The following is a 15,945-nucleotide window of genomic DNA, read 5'->3' on the forward strand; positions in this document are numbered from 1 at the left end:
CGTGGTGGACCTTGCCAGACGCCAAAACATAAGGCTAAGAACGCATTGTCCCTGCCGCATTGCGGCATAATGTGTTGGAGGTCCCTGATGAGCAACCTAGTTTCCATTGGCGAATGCATGATTGAAATGAGCGCACTGGAAAACGGGCTCTATAAAAAGGGATATGCGGGCGACAGCCTCAATATGGCATATTACGCCCGCGCCTTTTTGCCCCAAAATGTCGATGTGGATTATTTCACCGCGCTTGGCGACGATGGCGAGAGCGAGGCGCTGGCCAAAAGCATAGAGGCGCATGGCATTGGCGCCGACCTAATCTGCAAATTACCCGGCAAAGCACCCGGCCTTTATCTGATTTCGCTGGAAGATGGTGAACGCACCTTCAGCTATTGGCGCTCAACTTCCGCCGCGAAAGAAATGGCACGGGATTTGACGCATTTGGAGCGATCCTTTTTGGGCGATAAGTCACTGTTCTTTTCTGGCATCAGCTTAGCGATCCTCGAACCAGATACGCGCGCGCAGTTTTTAGACATTCTGGCCAAAGCCAAGGCAGCAGGGCAGCAAGTGATTTTCGACAGCAATCTGCGACCCGCACTTTGGAAAAATCGGCAAGAGATGGCGGATTGGGCTGCGAAAGCATCTGAAGTGAGCACCATGGCATTGCCCACCGTGCCTGACGAATATGTGCTGTTTGACGAGAAATCATCAGAGCAAGTTGCTGAACGCTATTTGCGCGCGGGATGTCGCGAAGTGGTAGTGAAAGCCGGGCCCGCTGATGCATTGGTAACCAATGGCACAGACAAAGAATGGATTGGCCCTGCGGAAGCGCTGAAACCTGTGGATACAACTGGCGCAGGCGACAGCTTTAATGGCGGCTACATTGCGGCACGTTTAGACGGGCAAAGCATGGCAGACGCAGCACGATTTGCCCACAAAGTGGCGGGCCAAGTCATCCAACATCGGGGTGCATTGGTGCCCGACATTCAGCAATTGGTGCGATAACCCTTTCCTGACGCAAGTGCTTTTTGTGCTTTACACAAAAGAGCTTGGCATAGATGCCCCTTTTAGCGCGGGGCGATCTGTGCAATGCTGCGCTTAAGCGCTGTACAAGCTGCGCCACGCTAAATTGTGTTTTTGGGTGACAACCCCGTCAACACATTTTAAGCCGAACAAAATTGGGAAACGTCTTACTTGAGGTTCATATGAGAATTGCAATGCTCGCCCGAAATTCCTCACTCTACTCGCATAAGCGCCTGAAAGAGGCCGCAGAGGCGCGTGGACACGAGCTTGATATGATCAACACTTTGCGATGTTACATGAACATCGCCTCACGACGTCCCGAAGTCTATTATAATGGTGAAAAGCTGACCGGATATGATGCGGTAATCCCGCGTATCGGCTCATCCATCACCTATTATGGTTTGGCCGTTTTGCGTCAATTTGAAATGATGGGCGTTTACCCGTTGAATGAATCGGTGGCAATCGGCCGCTCACGCGACAAGTTGCGCTCAATGCAGCTGATGTCTCGCGATGGCATTGGCTTGCCCGTGACCACGTTTGCGCATGACCCACGGCAAACCGAAGAAGTTTTGCGGCTCGCTGGTGGCGCGCCTTTGGTGATCAAATTGCTTGAAGGCACCCAAGGGATTGGTGTGGTTTTGGCAGATAGTGATCGTTCAGCCAAATCTGTGATTGAGGCTTTCCGTGGCGCTGGCGTGAACATTCTGGTGCAAGAATTCATCAAGGAAGCTGGCGGGACCGATATCCGCGCAATCGTGATTGGCGGCAAAGTTGTGGCGGCGATGGAACGACGCGGGGCTGAGGGCGAATTCCGCTCTAACCTGCACCGTGGTGGTTCCTCACGTCGTGTTAAGATCACACCAGAAGAACGGTCAACTGCTATCCGCGCCGCCAAGGCCATGGGACTTAATGTGTGCGGCGTTGATATGCTACGCTCTAACCATGGTGCGGTGGTGATGGAAGTGAACTCCTCCCCCGGTCTGGAAGGCGTTGAATCCGCGACAGGGCTCGACATTGCTGGCAAGGTTATCGAGTTTATGGAAAAGCACCATAAGCCTTGGGCCACAAAGACCAAGGGCAAGGGTTAAGGCCAAATGAGACCAAACGCGTTTGAGATTGGCGGCGAGCGCATTGCGCCCGGCGAGCGGCGAACTGTGGATTTACCCGTCAGCGTTTTGTCTGACCACACGCCAGTGACCATGTCGACCCATGTTATTCATGGCAAACGCGCAGGCCCCACCATATTTGTAAGCGCAGCTATTCACGGCGATGAAGTGATTGGCGTGGAAATTGTGCGCCGTGTGCTGCAATCGCCAAAATTGCGAGGGCTACGAGGCACTTTAATCTGCATTCCAATCGTCAATGCCTTTGGCTTTTTAAACCATTCCCGTTATCTGCCGGATCGGCGCGACCTGAACCGCTGTTTTCCAGGCTCTGAAACGGGTTCATTGGCCGGGCGCTTGGCGCATCTGTTCATCACTGAAATTGTTGAGCGGTCTGACTATGGGATCGACTTGCATTCGGCAGCCAGCCATCGTGATAATTATCCGCAAATCCGCGTGACCCCCGGTCGCCCGAAATTGACTGAAATGGCCAATATGTTTGGCGCGCCGATCATGCTGAAATCGAAAGTGCGCGAAGGCTCCTTGCGTGAAGCATCGACGGCGTTGGATTGCGATGTGCTGCTTTATGAAGCTGGCGGCGGGTTGCGGTTTGACGAATTTGCCGTGCGCGTGGGGACCACCGGGGTGCTGCGCACCTTGCATGGCCTTGGCATGATTGGCGGCAAACCTGTCGCCCCTTCCAAAACAAAGCCCTTATATTGTAGCGGCAGCCATTGGTTGCGCTCGCCTGCTGGTGGGTTGTTGCGGACGTTTAAAAAGTGTGGCGACACCGTATCTGAAGGCGATATTTTGGGCGTTGTGGCCGACCCGTTTGGCGAAGTTGAAACACCGATCGCGGCCACGGGCGATGGCGTGATTATCGGGCGCAGTGAACTGCCGATTGTGAATGAAGGCGACGCGACTTTTCATGTGGCGCAACCGGCCCGCAATCGAAACGCTGAAACCGCGCTCGACCAATACACAGCAGATGTTGAAGGCTCCACCCTTTTCGACGAAGACGAGATCATCTAGTCGGCTGATTTCGGCTTCGCACGTGAGGTCGACTTTGTGCGTGGAGCGGACTTTGCCTGCGGCGCGCTTTGCCCTGACAGTTTCTCCATCAATTTTGAATCAGCCGACCGCAAATGCAGGTCGCGTTGCGGAAACGGAATTTCAATGCTCTGCTCGCGGAAGACCTTGTCGATTGTGAACAACAAGTCGGTCTGCACCCGCGGATAGATCGTATAATCATTCACATGGACGCGCAGTTGGAAGTTGATTGAGCTGTCGCCGAAGCCTTCGAAGAAAACGAACGGCTCTGGGCGTTTCAACACATTTTCATGATCGTGCGCTGCCTCCAGCAACAATTCACGCACCAATTCCAAATCGCTGCCATACGCAACGCCTATAGGGATATCCACGCGACCGGAGCGAATTTTGTGGGTCCAGTTGCCCACAGGCGCGTTGATAAAGTCTGAGTTTGGAATGATGATGGTTTGGTTATGAATGGTGTTGATTTCGGTCGCCCGCACGCTGATTTTTGACACGGTGCCGGAAAAGCCGCTGGCTTGAACAAAGTCGCCAACCTTGATGGGACGTTCTACCAGCATGATCAAGCCTGACACAAAGTTTGACACCACATTTTGCAGGCCAAAACCAATGCCCAATGACAAAGCACCGGCGACAATCGCTAAGCTGCCCAAATCGACGCCTGCACCCGTGATGCCCAAAAAGATGGACAGCGCGATACCGACATAACCGACACCTGTGCGAATGGAATCTTTGACGCCATTATCCGCACGTGTCCGCTCCAACACTGTGTTGCCCAACCAGCTTTGGAACAGGCGTGTGAGAGCAACACCGATGGCGAAAATCACCGCGCCATAGAAAACACTGGCCAGTGAAAACTCGAAGCTACCGATCTGGAACCCAACAATTGCTTGGCGCACCCAAGCGATCAAATCTTCTACGCGAGAGCCCCATTGCAACAGAATTGCAGGAATTGCGGCGAGCAGGATCAGGCCGAAAAATGCAATGCTTGCGAACAGCGCATATTGGTCCAAATCGCTTTCTTCAATTTTGAAGCGTTGTTGTACCCACTGCCCCAAGCGAGTTGGCGCCAAGACACCTGGTTTACCCACCTCATGTGAAAGTAAATAGCCTAGGAATGTGGTGACCAGAATTGTGCCTGTTACAACCAATTGCTGGGCCATAAAGCGCGCTAGACCGATATAGCCCGCGACGGCTGCGACAATGATCGCGATGGATGCCAAAAGCAGCGGGATGCGCACCCAAACGGGCAAACTGCGCGACACATCATCCTCGCGCTTATCGCGCACGCGGGCTAAGGCCAGCAAGATGAGTGCAATCAGGATAGAGGCGAGAAAGCTGTTGCCGATGGTGAATGCCAACGGCGCGTTGACCAATTGGCCCATATGGCGGGCGAGATAATCCAGCGCATGAACCACAGCCAAGGAACTCACTAGCGTATGAACGCGGGCGGCTGCAAAGCTGGAGAACGGCACCAAGCGCAAATCAGCATTGTCTGGCGCGAACATGGCATAGCTCAATCGCAATGCGAATGAGAGGCCAAAGACGACGATAAATAGTGTGCGAACAAACGCGCGCAAATCGACCGTAAACAGGCCTGCGAAATCCATCGCCCAATAACCCAAGGCCAGCGCCAAGGCCAACAGGCCAGCGGGCACAATGGTGGTGACAAAAGGATAGATCAGCGCGTTCAGCCGCGTGGCATTCAAAGAAAGATAGCTGGTAGCCCGCCGCGTAAGGACCACACCTCCGGCCAAAAGAATGGCAAAGAAAGCGAGAACCAGACCAAACGGCAGTGGATTTGGGGCAACTTTTACATTCCACCATGTGCGCAGCTTGGCCTGCAAACGCGAAAATGTGGTGACGCTATCGCCTGAAATATTGGTCAACAACTCGATGGTAATCGGCGAGCGCTGTGACAGCCTGTTGGTGAAAATCTGGCGCCGCAGTTGAGCGACCTCCTCATAGGCAGCGTTGATTTTTTGATCAAGCTCTTGCGCACGCGTTGTGACGATGCGCAGCTGTTGCTGCTCCTCTTTGGCTTCTGCACGATCTTCGGCAATTTGCGGCTTTTCAGTTTCCCCTTCTGCGGGTGCTGCACCCAATGCTTCCAGTTGCGCGGTTAGCGTGGTGAGCTTTTCTTCAACTGGTTTGACGACGTCATCAATTCTTGTTTCCAGATCAAGAAGCTTAGACCGCGCCCCAATCAGTGCACTGTCATTGTCTGCAGATTCGATGGTGCGCGCGATAAAATCGATATTGCTTTCAATATTGTCTAGCTCTTCAAGCTTTTGCTCAATCTCTACAAATTGCGCAAGGGCCACGCTTGAGAGCGATAAAAGCAACACCAAAATCAGCAATGCGCGTTGCCAAGCCGAAAAAAGGACACAAGGGATCTGTTTCATAAAGAGAATTTAGGAGGAACACCCCCGATTGGCAACTCGATTTAAATGGCATCAAACGCAAATTATGCGGTTGATTTTATGAGTTTGTTTTAATGATGTCGGCCGCATTGGTGAGTTGTTGTTGTGCATCCGCCAACGCGTTGGCGCGGCACAAATCTGTGGCGGAAACCAGCAATTCAATCAAAAGATCAAATTGTTCTGCGTTAAGCTCTGCCGCAAGACTTTGATTTTCCAACTCATGGACATGGTCCAAGCAAGTTTCGGCGGACGCATATACTGCATCTGCCTGTGCTGAATTTACAGCAAGTGTGGCGGCCAAAAATGCACCGGCCAACAATGTAGATTTGCGTATCGCTTTCATCTTTAACCTAATCCAGTTTGCCGCACATATATTTGTAACGTACGAGTGCAAACTTTGGTTTCATTGCACCAATGGAGATGGCGACGCCATTGGGACTTTTTAAGGGCAGTTAAGTCATAATCTGCCAAAATAACTTAAGTGTGATTTATTTACCGCATCAGGCAAACTCTATTTCTTTAGCCCCGTCCCTCCTTTCGCCAACAGCTCATCAATGGTGCCGCCCGGAATGCCGTTTGAAAGCGCGCTAAATTCTGCACCGTCAAACATTTGTTGTGCTGCATCGAAGATGGTTTTGTGCACGGCACGCGCCAAAGCACTGCCTAAACTGATCCGCGCCACGCCGATTTTCGCATAATCTGCGACGCTATATTGGGTGAACGGCCCCGCACATAAGGCGTTTACCGGAACATCGACACTTTTTACAATGACGGCCAAATCTTCAAACGACGCTGGCATGGGAACATAAATAACATCCGCACCTGCGCGGGCAAAGGCTTTGATCCGCCGCACTGCTTCATCCAAATCGTACGAGCCAATCATCACCCCATCAGCCCTCGCCGTCAGCGTGAACTGCACATCATTTGCCTTTGTTGCGGAACGCTTGGCCGCAACGGCAGCTTCAATCCGCTCAACAGCGTCTTCGAACGCATAGGGATTTTGGGTGGGAAACTGAATATCTTCAATGCCGCAGCCAGCAAGCCCTTGCTCTATCGAGTTCTGCACCGTGAGGGCAACATCTTCCAGACTGTCGCCGAAGCCATTTTCCAAATCCGCATTAACGGGCAAAGCGGTTGCCCCGTTTATTTCGACAGCATGGGCGATCGCCTCTTCACGGCGCAATCTACCGCCATCAGGCCTCCCCAAGGTGAAGGCGTGGGCTGCCGATGATGTCGCCAGCGCTTTAGCGCCCAATGCGGCCATCAATCTGGCAGTGCCTGCGTCCCACACATTGGCCAATATAAATGGCCCATGTTTGTGCATGTCAGCAAATCTGAGTGCTTTGGCACAATTTAAAGGTGTGACCATATTTTCGGGACTTTGGTGTGTAGTGTGATCTGACATTTCAAACTTCTTTGTAAGTGAGTCTCGATCAAATATGCGTTCAGTTTGACGTAAAGCACTTGATTTGACAATCAAAACTCCAAGGCGAACGACATCAGCACAACCTTAAGTTAAAAATTAACCGTATGTTGAATTATTTATCAGTGAACTGTCGAGTTAAACCCTATTGATACGATGTGGCGCTAGGCTCCTCTTACTAAAGGTAAATTTAAGGGACGAGAGTGATGCTCGATCGACGGATTGATGGGGTTCTGACAGACTGGAAAGAACATTATGCCAGCCTGTTTGGTCAGCACCCGCTGCGCCTGCAGCACAAATTGGCAGATACCGGCCTGTTCACAGATGACGCACTGGAAAGCATTTTAGAAAATGTCGACCGTCAAGATTATCATGTGAATTACATGGACCCTGAAACAGGTGTTCGGCGCGAAGGCGAATTTGGAAATGCCTCGGGCAAGGAAATTTTGCAAGCGGTGAAAGCGGGCAATATCTGGATCAATTTGCGGGCGCCGGGCCATCAAAATCCAGCCTTCGACGACATGTTGCGCAGCATCTATGATGATTTTGAAAAGCATGTGCCAGGGCTGAAAACCTACAAGCAGAACATGACCATCTTGATTTCCTCCCCCAATGTGCGGGTGAAATATCACGTAGATGTGCCGGGCCAATCACTATGGCAGGTGCGTGGTCGCAAGAAGGTTTTTGTTTATCCGGCTGAGCCGCCGTTTTTGAGCGCAAATGGCATTGAAAAAGTGGTGATCAACGAAGCGCACGAAACCGATATTCAGTTTAAAGATTGGTTTGACGATTATGCGACCGTTTATGACCTTGAGCCCGGCGAAATGCTGCATTGGCCACTAAACTGTCCGCACCGCGTTGATAATTATGACTGCATGAATGTTTCTGTGACCACAGAACATTGGACGGACGCGCTGCGCAATAAATATGCAGTGAATTTTGCCAATGGCATGTTGCGCAAGATGGGGTTGAAAAATCTTGATCGCGGCACGCGGGGGTTGCAATTCTATACAAAGCTTGTGCTTGCCGGCGCAGTGAAGTTTTCCGGCATCCAGCGCAAAGATGTGAAGCCATACAATGTGGACTTCGCCGTTGATCCAAACGCGCCAGATGGCGTTAAAAACATCACGGCATATCAGTTTAAAAAATAGCTTCGGGGCAAAGCTACTATGACCTTTGACATAAAGGTGTTGCGCACAGCCGATGAAATCTGTGCGATGAAAGACGAATGGGTTGCTTTGGAAAAACGGTCACAGGGGATCCATGTTTTCCAAAGCTTCGACCTGAGCAAACATGTGCTAAACCTCACTGGGCGGGAACATGAAAACGCCTATTATGTGATTTGTGTACTAGAGGCCGGCAAGCTCGTCGGCCTTTTGCCATTGGTGGTGTGGCACAAGAAGGGTCGCAAAATCCTGACCGGATTTTCGGAACCTTATCAACAATATACAGAGATGCTGTGTGATCCAGATTGCGATCCCAAACAGATTTTTGATCAAATGCAGAGCTGTTTCAAAGATAGCGGTGCGGATTATGTGCATTTGGGACAAGTGCGTCACGATGGGCCGCTATTCGCGGGATGCCAAGGTTACTTTGACCATTCCGACGAAGAGAAAGCCGCGCCCTTTGTCGATTTGTCCCAATGGGAAGACTATGACGCCTACTATAACCATTTGAAACGCGCCACACGCAAACGCATCCGCAATGGCTATAACCGATTTGACCGCATGGGCACGCTAGATCATACGCACGGCAGCCAGCGGGAGCTTTTGGTAAATGTGATCGACCGTTCCTATGAAGGTCGTGTGGATTGGCAGCGTCGCTTAGGGCTCACTTCCCGCGCCTTTCAAGATGAAGCATTCAGAGAATTTCTGGATCGCTTCAAAGATTCAGAAGATGAAAACCTCAAAGTTGCCGCTTTCTGCTTCATGCTGAATGGTGAGCCTGTGGCTGACCAATGGGGCTTTATCTATGATGATTGCTATTATGCCTTTATGTCGACCTGGGACGAGGAAAAGGCAACGGCAGGGCCGGGCAAGCTCCATTTGGGCGAGGTGATCAAATCCTGCTACGAACTTGGCCTAAAGCGCGTCGACTTCTTGATCCCTTCTGTTCAATATAAAATGGTCTATGCCACGGGTGAAGTGGACGCCAGTGACCTGATCAAACCATTGAATGGCAAAGGTTATCTTTATGCCAATGTGTGGCTGAAACAAGTACGACCGAAACTGAAGGCGGTGATGCAGGCCATGCCCGCAGAACAGCGCAAAAAGATTATCAACACGATTTTTAACCGGAAATAGCGGCTTAGCGGGTAAAACACAGCTAAGGCTCTTGATTTGGTCCTTGGGGCTCTGCCCCACATCATGTGGAGTTGTTTATGGGTGAGCGTCGCCAATTGGCGTCTAAGTCAGCCTTGATTTTTGCCGTGCGCATTGGTGGCGCGGGCGTGATCTTTTTGGCGCAAGCGATGATCGCTCGCCTTTGGGGCGCGGCCCAGCTTGGTGAATATTTGTTGGCCATTGCGGCAGCAAATTTGATGGCAATCGCCCTCCCCCTTGGCTTTCAAACCGTGGGTGCCTTTTTTGCAGCCGAATATAAGGCAAAGGAAGATGGGGCAACCTTGTCGCGTTTTGCTATTCTTGCCTATGGTATGGCAATTTTCCCCGGACTGTTGCTGCTTTATGGTGTGGGACAAGCCATCCATTTGATTGGCCCTGCAGGCACTTTATTGCAAAGCATTTGGCCAACCATCGCCATGATGGCGTTTGGCACGGCCATCGTCAATTTGAACGGTGCGATTTTGGTGGGGCTTAAAAAGCCGTTTTTTGGCTTGTTTGCTGATACGATTTTCAGGCCGCTATTCATTGTGCTTGGCATTGTGATTGTGTTGTTTATTGGCGTAGAAGACGACCGCGTCGGGGCTTTGATTTGGTGGGTATCCATCTTCTATTTGGCACTGGCAATTTTGCACTTCTTTGTGACAGTGCGCGCCATCCGCGTATTGCCGCATGATACAGAGATGCCTGCGCGTGAGTTCAAGCGCTGGTGGGTTTATGCCTTGCCATGGATTATCGTTGCGCTGAGCTCAGACTTCTTTTTTGATATTGATTTGCTACTGCTTTCTAGCCTGCTCGACAAGGAGCAAATCGCGATATTTGGTGTATGTGCCCGCATGTTTGTGCTGGCTTCCTTTGGCATTATTGCCATTGGTGCTGTTGTATCGCCTGACCTTCTGGACGCCGAGGAGAAACAGGATTTCGCAGCTCTAGAAGCCAAAATTGGCGATGCGAACATGGTGGGCACCGGATTGGCTGTTGTGCTGACCATCGGTGTGATGATTTTCAGCCCGCTGGTTTTCTACTTCTTCGGACCTGAATTCAATCAGGGTGTGATCCCGCTTACAATTCTCTGTAGCGCATTGATTGCCCGCGCCGCTTTCGGCCCTGGTGCGGTGATCCTTTCGTCGCGCAAGAAGCCTTATGCGAGCTTGCCAGCCATTTTGTTGGGATTGATTGTGTTGCTTTTGGCCAATTATTTGTTGGTGCCACCATTTGGCCTGGTCGGTGCCGCGAGTGCGGCGGCGATATCATTTATCATCGGCGCTGGCGCGATCTGGTTCACCACATGGCGACTAACTGGCCTCAATGTATCCCTGGCACCTGCGCTGAAAAACTATCTGACACGCAACGCAAATAGCTAGAAATAGGCCAATGGGTCCACACCGATAACAGGGCCATGGGCGTGCAAAATAGCGAAATAAACGACAATGCCGATGGCCAGTTCAATCCAGAATTGGCCATCGATGACGCGTTTCGCCCGCTCGACCAGACCACCTGATTCCTTTTGCATCGCCTTTTGGTAAGTGTCTGCGTCCAGCTTTTTCCGCTTGGTCTTGTTTAGCCGCATCATGCCTAGCAGCGAAAATGCCAACATGATGCCGAAGAGCAGAATGTTCGCCAGCTCGCCATTGACCAAGATGTGGGCAAATGCCCATAGGCCAAACGCAACAATGATGGGATGACGCGCCAGTGCCAAAATGCCCGGCTTTTCGACCTCCCGCGACAAATTGCGACGAAATGACACCGACAATGAATTGGGCCGCATCGCGCCCATCACAAACAAAATGATGGCCACAAGCATCAGTGCCATGGCTATACGCACGGTGAATGGATCAGCAGCGTAATAGACTGTTTTGGGGGCGCGCAACGCGGCTGACACCAACCAGACCAGCAAAACAGTTGACAAAATAGAATAGCCAATTATGTATGTTTTTCTGTTGGTTAGCGAAATTATTTTGCCACGAAGGTCGCCAATCTGCGGCAAAATATGGGCAAACAAGAACACAAAAAGAGCGATCAAAAACTCGGTCATCAGTCAGAACTTCCGCTGCTAAACAATGCTGTTTGTAAAACATAGGGCGCCGCGCAATTGCAATGGGGACGCCCTAAGATTCAATGTGACATTTTCACCTATTGGCTTTATGATGAGCCAAATTCTCAAGTTAGGATCATGCGATGCGTTTAACAAAACAGTCCAATTATGCTGTGCGTATTTTGATGTATTGCGCGAGCAATGACAGCCTGAGCAAAATTGCGGATATCGCCGAATTTTACGATATCTCCGAGACTTTTTTGTTCAAGATTTTGCAGATTTTAAACAATGCTGGATTTGTGGAAACGGTGCGTGGCCGACATGGCGGTATTAAGCTCAAGCGTGACTCGGCTGAGATTGGCCTAGGCGAAGTTATCCGGGCGACTGAAGACAATTTCGACATGGCAGAATGTTTTGATTTGGAATCAAACACATGTCCGTTGATCGGGTCTTGCGGGTTCAACCATGCGCTGCACCGCGCCTTGACTGCGTTTTTCGACGTGCTTGATGAATATACAATTGCAGATTTGACAGATAATCGCCGCAATATTCGGGTGCTTTTGGAATTGGACAGCGCCGTGCGCAGCGCCCCGAAACGGGCTGAAGCATAATCGTTTGTAATTAGCTACAAACTGATAGATAGTGCCCGCGTGGTTGGTTGCGGATTTATTTTATGACATTTTCCCGAAAGCTTGCGAAGGCGCAGGCTGAAATCGAAAACTGCCAATTGGATTCAATTGTGCAACTTAAATGGCTCGATGGCTTTTTGAGTAGGTTTGGATTGCGTATTCGTCCCCTGCACTATCGGGAAACAATTCAACTATTTGTGCAACAAACCGTTTTGTTCGGGCTTATGGTCAGCCTCAGCAGTTGCTTGCTGCTCAAGCATTTATTCGGCTTTTCACTGCCGCTGCCCTTTATGCCGCTCATGTTTGTCGGCTATGGGTTAGTCTATGCCGTGTTCTTTTGTGCTCAAGTTGAAAATGAGCGCGACGCTTGCACGCTCTCCCGCTGGGACGACCTTTAAGGCGAGCACAAATGGGCTTTGACGAAAAATATTTCAAAGCGACCGAAGAACTCCGTGCCTCAAAGATTTGGGGTGCAAATCACGACCAACCCCTCAATAAGATTTATCGGATGATGGGCTTAAAGGTCCGCCCGCCGCATTATGCTCCATTTGGGCAAGTGTTTCTTGCCCATGGTGTGTTTTTCCTGATGATGTGGGTTGTGCTGTGGCTTTTCAACCCGTTCGATTGGCCGGGCATGACACTGCCTTTTATGATCGGCACTGGCCTGCTGGGTGGATTGGTCTATTCAGCGATTATGGCGGCTTACTATCGCTGGGACCGCAAGCGCCATAACCTTACCCCTTGGGATGAGCTTTAGTCCTGATCCATCGGCCATGTGTCGCTGAGGCGGTAGCCTTCTGGCCATGGGTCCGACGGATCTAGCATATGTTGATGGGTGCCTGTGATCCAGGCGCGGCCATTGATGCGCGGCAGGATGGCGTTGCGGTCGCCGCATTTCACCTGTTCGGCAATATCGCAATTGAACTTTGAGCCTGTGATCGAAGTGGCGATGTATTTGTCGCCCGCTTCCATCTCGCCTTTGGCCAGCATGAGCGCCATGCGGGCGGAACAGCCTGTGCCTGTTGGGGAGCGGTCGATTTTTCCTGGGCGGATGGCCACGGCGTTGGCGCCGGAAAGAATGTTTCCCTCGCGGGTGGTTTTGCCCATAAATTGGCAGAAGGAAATATGATCCCAATCCGGGTTTTCCGGGTGGGTGAAGCCGAGTTCGGCGTTGGCAGCGGCGGTGATTTTGGTGCCGAGGTCTGCCAGTTTTTTGGCATTTTCCGGTTTGATCTCAACGCCCAATGCGTCAGCGTCTACCATCACAAAGCTGTCGCCACCATAGGCGGTGTCGACGATGATTTCGCCCAAGCCTTCAACCTGAAGCGGCACCTTCAATTGGTCGACAAAGCTCTTCACATTGGTGACGGTGATGCTTTCGGCTTTGCCATTTTTGCACTGCGCCACCACTTTGATCAGCCCGCCCGGCGCTTCCAAGGTCAGGTGCGTTTCCGGCTCTGTCATGGGCAGGATGCCGCTGTCGAGCAGCACGGTGGAAACGCAGATGGAGTTGGAGCCGGACATGGGGGGCGTGTCGGCTGGCTCCATGATGATAAAGCCCATTTGCGCTTCAGGATGCTTTGGCGGCACTAACAGGTTCACATGGCGGAACACGCCGCCACGCGGCTCGTTCAGCACGAAATTGCGCAGGGTTTCGTCCTGCTCGATGAATTTGCGCTGTTCCCAAAGGGTTTCGCCCGGCGGCGGCGCCACGCCGCCGACAATCACATCGCCCACTTCGCCTTCGGCGTGGCAGGACACCACATGAATGGTTTTGCTCGACCGCATATTAGCCTCTCAATTCAAATTCTGGTTCACCCAACACGTCAAAATCTGGCTCGACGCCCAAGCCCGGCGCGTCCGCTGGCGACATAAAGCCATCCACGCGCTTGGGGGCGCCTGCGGCGAAATCGACTGTGCCGTATGAGTTGAAGTCTGTTGCTGAGAAAGAAAATGCTTCCGGTGTGGACGCGGCCAGATGGGCGATGGTGGCGGTGACGATGTCGCCGCCCCATGTGTCCTCAATAGTCATGGCCAGACCTGCATTAACGCAAATATCGCGCATCAGGCGCGCCTTGGTGAGGCCGCCGACTTTCGAGATTTTCAGATTAATCGCATCCATGGCATCGTCAGCCAAGCCTTTGCGCAGCATGGCTTCATCGAAGATGTTTTCGTCCATGATGAAAGGCCGCGCGGTGCGGCGGCGAATGGACAGGCATTCCTCATAGGTCATGCAGGGCTGTTCGATATAGACATCCAAATGGGCCACCGCGGCAGCGACACGCGCGGCTTCGTGACGGTTCCAACCGGTATTTGCGTCAGCCACCAGCACTTCGCCGCGGTTTAGCACCTCGCGGGTGGCGTGGATGCGGGCAATGTCATCATTGGCGTCGCCGCCGACTTTGAGCTGGAACTTGCTGTAGCCTTCGTTGCGATAGCCATCGATTTTCTTGGCCATCACTTCCGGGTCTTCTTGCGAGATGGCGCGGTAGAGCGCGACCTTTTCCTGCTGTTTGCCGCCCAACAGAGTGTAAACCGGCAGGTCTGTGGCTTTGCCCAAAATGTCCCAACAAGCAATATCGATGGGGGCTTTGGCATAGAGGTGCCCGCGCAAGCCCGCATCCATGGCGTTGTTGATGATGTTCAGATCGCGTGGATCAAGGCCGATCACGTGAGGAGCCAGCTCTTTCAGCCCTTCGCGTACGCCTTTGGCATAGCTGGGCAAATAGGCCGAGCCGAGCGGGCAGCATTCAGCATAGCCAGTGATGCCTGCATCTGTTTCCACCGCCAGAACGGTTGAATCAAACACTTCAACAAAGTTGCCGTTGGACCAATTGTAACGGCCTTCCCTCAAGGGCAAATCAATCTGGTATACGCGCAGTGCTGTTATTTTCATAATGTCCTCCCTCGCCCCTTTGCCTATGGCAAAATGAAGCCGTGTTTGAATGGGTCACGATCATCAACAAAGATCGTGTTGTATCCGGTTTTGCGGGCCCAGCCGCCGATTGATGGTATGATGGCATCGCGGTCGCCCACCTTGGTGGCCGCCTCTACCCGGCCGCGGAAAAGCGAGCCGATAATGCTCTCATGCACAAAATCTTCGCCCACGGCCAAATCGCCCATGGCAACCCAATGGGCCATGCGGGCGGATGTGCCTGTGCCACAAGGTGAGCGGTCGATGGCTTTATCACCGTAGAACACCGCATTTCGGGCAGTGGCTTCGGGATCGCGGGCGGCGCCTGTCCAGAGGATGTGGCTTAGGCCGTTAATCTCGGGATGTTCGGGATGCACAAACTCATATTTCTCATTGAGCGCGGCGCGCAATTGCGGCGACCAACGGATCAAATCGAGCGATGAGAGACCTTCAATATCTTTGAAGTTCTCCTGCGCTTCGACGATGGCGTAGAAATTGCCGCCATAGGACACGTCGACGGTGATTTCGCCCAAATCCGGCACCGTGGCGGTTAGGCCCTTGGCATAAAGGAAGCTCGGCACATTGGTGATGCGCACTTCTTCCACATAGCCGTCTTTCATCGTGTATTCGGCCTTGATGCGTCCGGCTGGGGCGTCGAGATAGAGCACGCCTGGTTCTTTTGGCGTAACTAGCCCTTCTTCCAGCGCCATTGTGACGGTGCCGATGGTGCCGTGACCGCACATGGGCAGGCAGCCGGAGGTTTCGATAAAGAGGATGGCGATGTCGCAATCGTCGCGGGTGGGCGGATAAAGGATCGCGCCAGACATCACGTCATGGCCGCGCGGTTCAAACATCAGGCTGAGGCGCACCCAATCATATTCGGCCAGAAAGTGGGCGCGCTTTTCGATCATGTTCGCGCCTTTCAGGTCTGGCCCACCGCCCGCCACAAGGCGCACGGGGTTGCCGCAAGTATGTCCATCAATGCAGAAAAAGCTGTGTTTCGCCATGGGAG

General features: G+C 52.2%; 16 protein-coding genes. 9 read left to right on the forward strand and 7 right to left on the reverse strand.

Annotated elements, in window-relative coordinates:
* Positions 1 to 87 precede the first annotated feature (87 nt).
* The 3 genes from ACP15Y_RS04090 (at position 88) to ACP15Y_RS04100 (ending at position 3,152) form a co-directional block, all read left to right on the forward strand.
* Positions 88 to 999 (forward strand): sugar kinase, encoded by a 912-nt coding sequence (locus ACP15Y_RS04090; RefSeq protein ID WP_424981721.1) that lies wholly within the window; start codon positions 88 to 90, stop codon positions 997 to 999.
* 200 nt (positions 1,000 to 1,199) lie between these two features.
* On the forward strand, positions 1,200 to 2,105 hold the full coding sequence (rimK, locus tag ACP15Y_RS04095) for a 30S ribosomal protein S6--L-glutamate ligase (RefSeq protein WP_424981722.1): 906 nt from the start codon (positions 1,200 to 1,202) through the stop codon (positions 2,103 to 2,105).
* 6 nt (positions 2,106 to 2,111) lie between these two features.
* Positions 2,112 to 3,152, forward strand: coding sequence for a succinylglutamate desuccinylase/aspartoacylase family protein (locus tag ACP15Y_RS04100; protein WP_424981723.1), 1,041 nt, complete (start codon positions 2,112 to 2,114; stop codon positions 3,150 to 3,152).
* Here ACP15Y_RS04100 and ACP15Y_RS04105 read toward each other — a convergent pair.
* The 3 genes from ACP15Y_RS04105 to ACP15Y_RS04115 form a co-directional block, all read right to left on the reverse strand.
* The gene (locus ACP15Y_RS04105) at positions 3,149 to 5,575 is read right to left on the reverse strand and encodes a mechanosensitive ion channel domain-containing protein (protein WP_424981724.1); all 2,427 of its coding nucleotides are present in this window, start codon (positions 5,573 to 5,575) and stop codon (positions 3,149 to 3,151) included. The two genes, ACP15Y_RS04100 and ACP15Y_RS04105, sit on opposite strands and share 4 nt — an antisense overlap.
* Before the next feature lie 76 nt (positions 5,576 to 5,651).
* A complete protein-coding gene (locus tag ACP15Y_RS04110; RefSeq protein WP_424981725.1) occupies positions 5,652 to 5,936 on the reverse strand; it encodes a hypothetical protein in 285 nt (94 codons plus the stop codon).
* A 168-nt stretch (positions 5,937 to 6,104) separates the two neighbouring features.
* Complete coding sequence (locus tag ACP15Y_RS04115; RefSeq protein WP_424981726.1) at positions 6,105 to 6,998, reverse strand: isocitrate lyase/PEP mutase family protein; 894 nt, start codon at positions 6,996 to 6,998, stop codon at positions 6,105 to 6,107.
* A 224-nt stretch (positions 6,999 to 7,222) separates the two neighbouring features.
* Between ACP15Y_RS04115 and ACP15Y_RS04120 the strand changes: the two genes are divergently transcribed.
* The 3 genes from ACP15Y_RS04120 (at position 7,223) to ACP15Y_RS04130 (ending at position 10,719) form a co-directional block, all read left to right on the forward strand.
* Positions 7,223 to 8,167 (forward strand): cupin-like domain-containing protein, encoded by a 945-nt coding sequence (locus tag ACP15Y_RS04120; RefSeq protein ID WP_424981727.1) that lies wholly within the window; start codon positions 7,223 to 7,225, stop codon positions 8,165 to 8,167.
* An 18-nt stretch (positions 8,168 to 8,185) separates the two neighbouring features.
* Positions 8,186 to 9,319, forward strand: a complete 1,134-nt coding sequence (locus ACP15Y_RS04125) for a GNAT family N-acetyltransferase (protein WP_424981728.1) — start codon at positions 8,186 to 8,188, stop codon at positions 9,317 to 9,319.
* Between the two features lie 77 nt (positions 9,320 to 9,396).
* Complete coding sequence (locus ACP15Y_RS04130; RefSeq protein ID WP_424981729.1) at positions 9,397 to 10,719, forward strand: lipopolysaccharide biosynthesis protein; 1,323 nt, start codon at positions 9,397 to 9,399, stop codon at positions 10,717 to 10,719.
* Here the strand turns inward: ACP15Y_RS04130 and ACP15Y_RS04135 are convergent.
* Positions 10,716 to 11,390: an NnrU family protein gene (locus ACP15Y_RS04135; protein ID WP_424981730.1), complete on the reverse strand. Its 675-nt coding sequence runs from the start codon at positions 11,388 to 11,390 to the stop codon at positions 10,716 to 10,718. The genes ACP15Y_RS04130 and ACP15Y_RS04135 overlap by 4 nt on opposite strands.
* A gap of 143 nt (positions 11,391 to 11,533) precedes the next feature.
* On the opposite strand from ACP15Y_RS04135, the gene rirA reads away from it, so the two are divergent.
* The 3 genes from rirA to ACP15Y_RS04150 all read left to right on the forward strand — a co-directional run bounded on the left by rirA (position 11,534) and on the right by ACP15Y_RS04150 (position 12,776).
* The gene (gene rirA / locus ACP15Y_RS04140) at positions 11,534 to 12,001 is read left to right on the forward strand and encodes an iron-responsive transcriptional regulator RirA (RefSeq protein ID WP_424981731.1); all 468 of its coding nucleotides are present in this window, start codon (positions 11,534 to 11,536) and stop codon (positions 11,999 to 12,001) included.
* A 62-nt stretch (positions 12,002 to 12,063) separates the two neighbouring features.
* Positions 12,064 to 12,417, forward strand: a complete 354-nt coding sequence (locus tag ACP15Y_RS04145) for a DUF6404 family protein (RefSeq protein ID WP_424981732.1) — start codon at positions 12,064 to 12,066, stop codon at positions 12,415 to 12,417.
* Positions 12,418 to 12,428: 11 nt separating this feature from the next.
* Positions 12,429 to 12,776 carry a DUF6404 family protein gene (locus tag ACP15Y_RS04150; protein ID WP_424981733.1) on the forward strand — a complete coding sequence of 116 codons (348 nt, stop codon included), beginning with the start codon at positions 12,429 to 12,431 and terminating at the stop codon, positions 12,774 to 12,776.
* Here the strand turns inward: ACP15Y_RS04150 and ACP15Y_RS04155 are convergent.
* Genes ACP15Y_RS04155 through ACP15Y_RS04165 form a run of 3 tightly spaced genes read right to left on the reverse strand, consistent with a single transcriptional unit; the run spans position 12,773 to position 15,940 of the window.
* A complete protein-coding gene (locus ACP15Y_RS04155) occupies positions 12,773 to 13,807 on the reverse strand; it encodes a trans-3-hydroxy-L-proline dehydratase (protein WP_424981735.1) in 1,035 nt (344 codons plus the stop codon). The two genes, ACP15Y_RS04150 and ACP15Y_RS04155, sit on opposite strands and share 4 nt — an antisense overlap.
* A gap of 1 nt (position 13,808) precedes the next feature.
* Entirely contained in the window at positions 13,809 to 14,915 is a 1,107-nt protein-coding gene (locus ACP15Y_RS04160) for a cis-3-hydroxy-L-proline dehydratase (protein ID WP_424981736.1), read from the reverse strand.
* 23 nt (positions 14,916 to 14,938) lie between these two features.
* The gene (locus tag ACP15Y_RS04165) at positions 14,939 to 15,940 is read right to left on the reverse strand and encodes a 4-hydroxyproline epimerase (RefSeq protein WP_424981737.1); all 1,002 of its coding nucleotides are present in this window, start codon (positions 15,938 to 15,940) and stop codon (positions 14,939 to 14,941) included.
* Positions 15,941 to 15,945 lie beyond the last annotated feature (5 nt).

Origin of the sequence: Maritalea sp. S77, assembly GCF_049801075.1 — a bacterium.
GTDB lineage: Bacteria > Pseudomonadota > Alphaproteobacteria > Rhizobiales > Devosiaceae > Maritalea.

Coding starts and splice junctions, on each gene's coding strand:
- ACP15Y_RS04100 (WP_424981723.1), top strand. CDS start 2,112: ATGAGACCAAACGCGTTTGAGATTGGCGGCGAGCGCATTGCGCCCGGC.
- ACP15Y_RS04145 (WP_424981732.1), top strand. CDS start 12,064: ATGACATTTTCCCGAAAGCTTGCGAAGGCGCAGGCTGAAATCGAAAAC.
- ACP15Y_RS04115 (WP_424981726.1), bottom strand. CDS start 6,998: ATGTCAGATCACACTACACACCAAAGTCCCGAAAATATGGTCACACCT.
- rimK (WP_424981722.1), top strand. CDS start 1,200: ATGAGAATTGCAATGCTCGCCCGAAATTCCTCACTCTACTCGCATAAG.
- rirA (WP_424981731.1), top strand. CDS start 11,534: ATGCGTTTAACAAAACAGTCCAATTATGCTGTGCGTATTTTGATGTAT.
- ACP15Y_RS04110 (WP_424981725.1), bottom strand. CDS start 5,936: ATGAAAGCGATACGCAAATCTACATTGTTGGCCGGTGCATTTTTGGCC.
- ACP15Y_RS04120 (WP_424981727.1), top strand. CDS start 7,223: ATGCTCGATCGACGGATTGATGGGGTTCTGACAGACTGGAAAGAACAT.
- ACP15Y_RS04125 (WP_424981728.1), top strand. CDS start 8,186: ATGACCTTTGACATAAAGGTGTTGCGCACAGCCGATGAAATCTGTGCG.
- ACP15Y_RS04160 (WP_424981736.1), bottom strand. CDS start 14,915: ATGAAAATAACAGCACTGCGCGTATACCAGATTGATTTGCCCTTGAGG.
- ACP15Y_RS04105 (WP_424981724.1), bottom strand. CDS start 5,575: ATGAAACAGATCCCTTGTGTCCTTTTTTCGGCTTGGCAACGCGCATTG.
- ACP15Y_RS04090 (WP_424981721.1), top strand. CDS start 88: ATGAGCAACCTAGTTTCCATTGGCGAATGCATGATTGAAATGAGCGCA.
- ACP15Y_RS04165 (WP_424981737.1), bottom strand. CDS start 15,940: ATGGCGAAACACAGCTTTTTCTGCATTGATGGACATACTTGCGGCAAC.
- ACP15Y_RS04150 (WP_424981733.1), top strand. CDS start 12,429: ATGGGCTTTGACGAAAAATATTTCAAAGCGACCGAAGAACTCCGTGCC.
- ACP15Y_RS04155 (WP_424981735.1), bottom strand. CDS start 13,807: ATGCGGTCGAGCAAAACCATTCATGTGGTGTCCTGCCACGCCGAAGGC.
- ACP15Y_RS04135 (WP_424981730.1), bottom strand. CDS start 11,390: ATGACCGAGTTTTTGATCGCTCTTTTTGTGTTCTTGTTTGCCCATATT.
- ACP15Y_RS04130 (WP_424981729.1), top strand. CDS start 9,397: ATGGGTGAGCGTCGCCAATTGGCGTCTAAGTCAGCCTTGATTTTTGCC.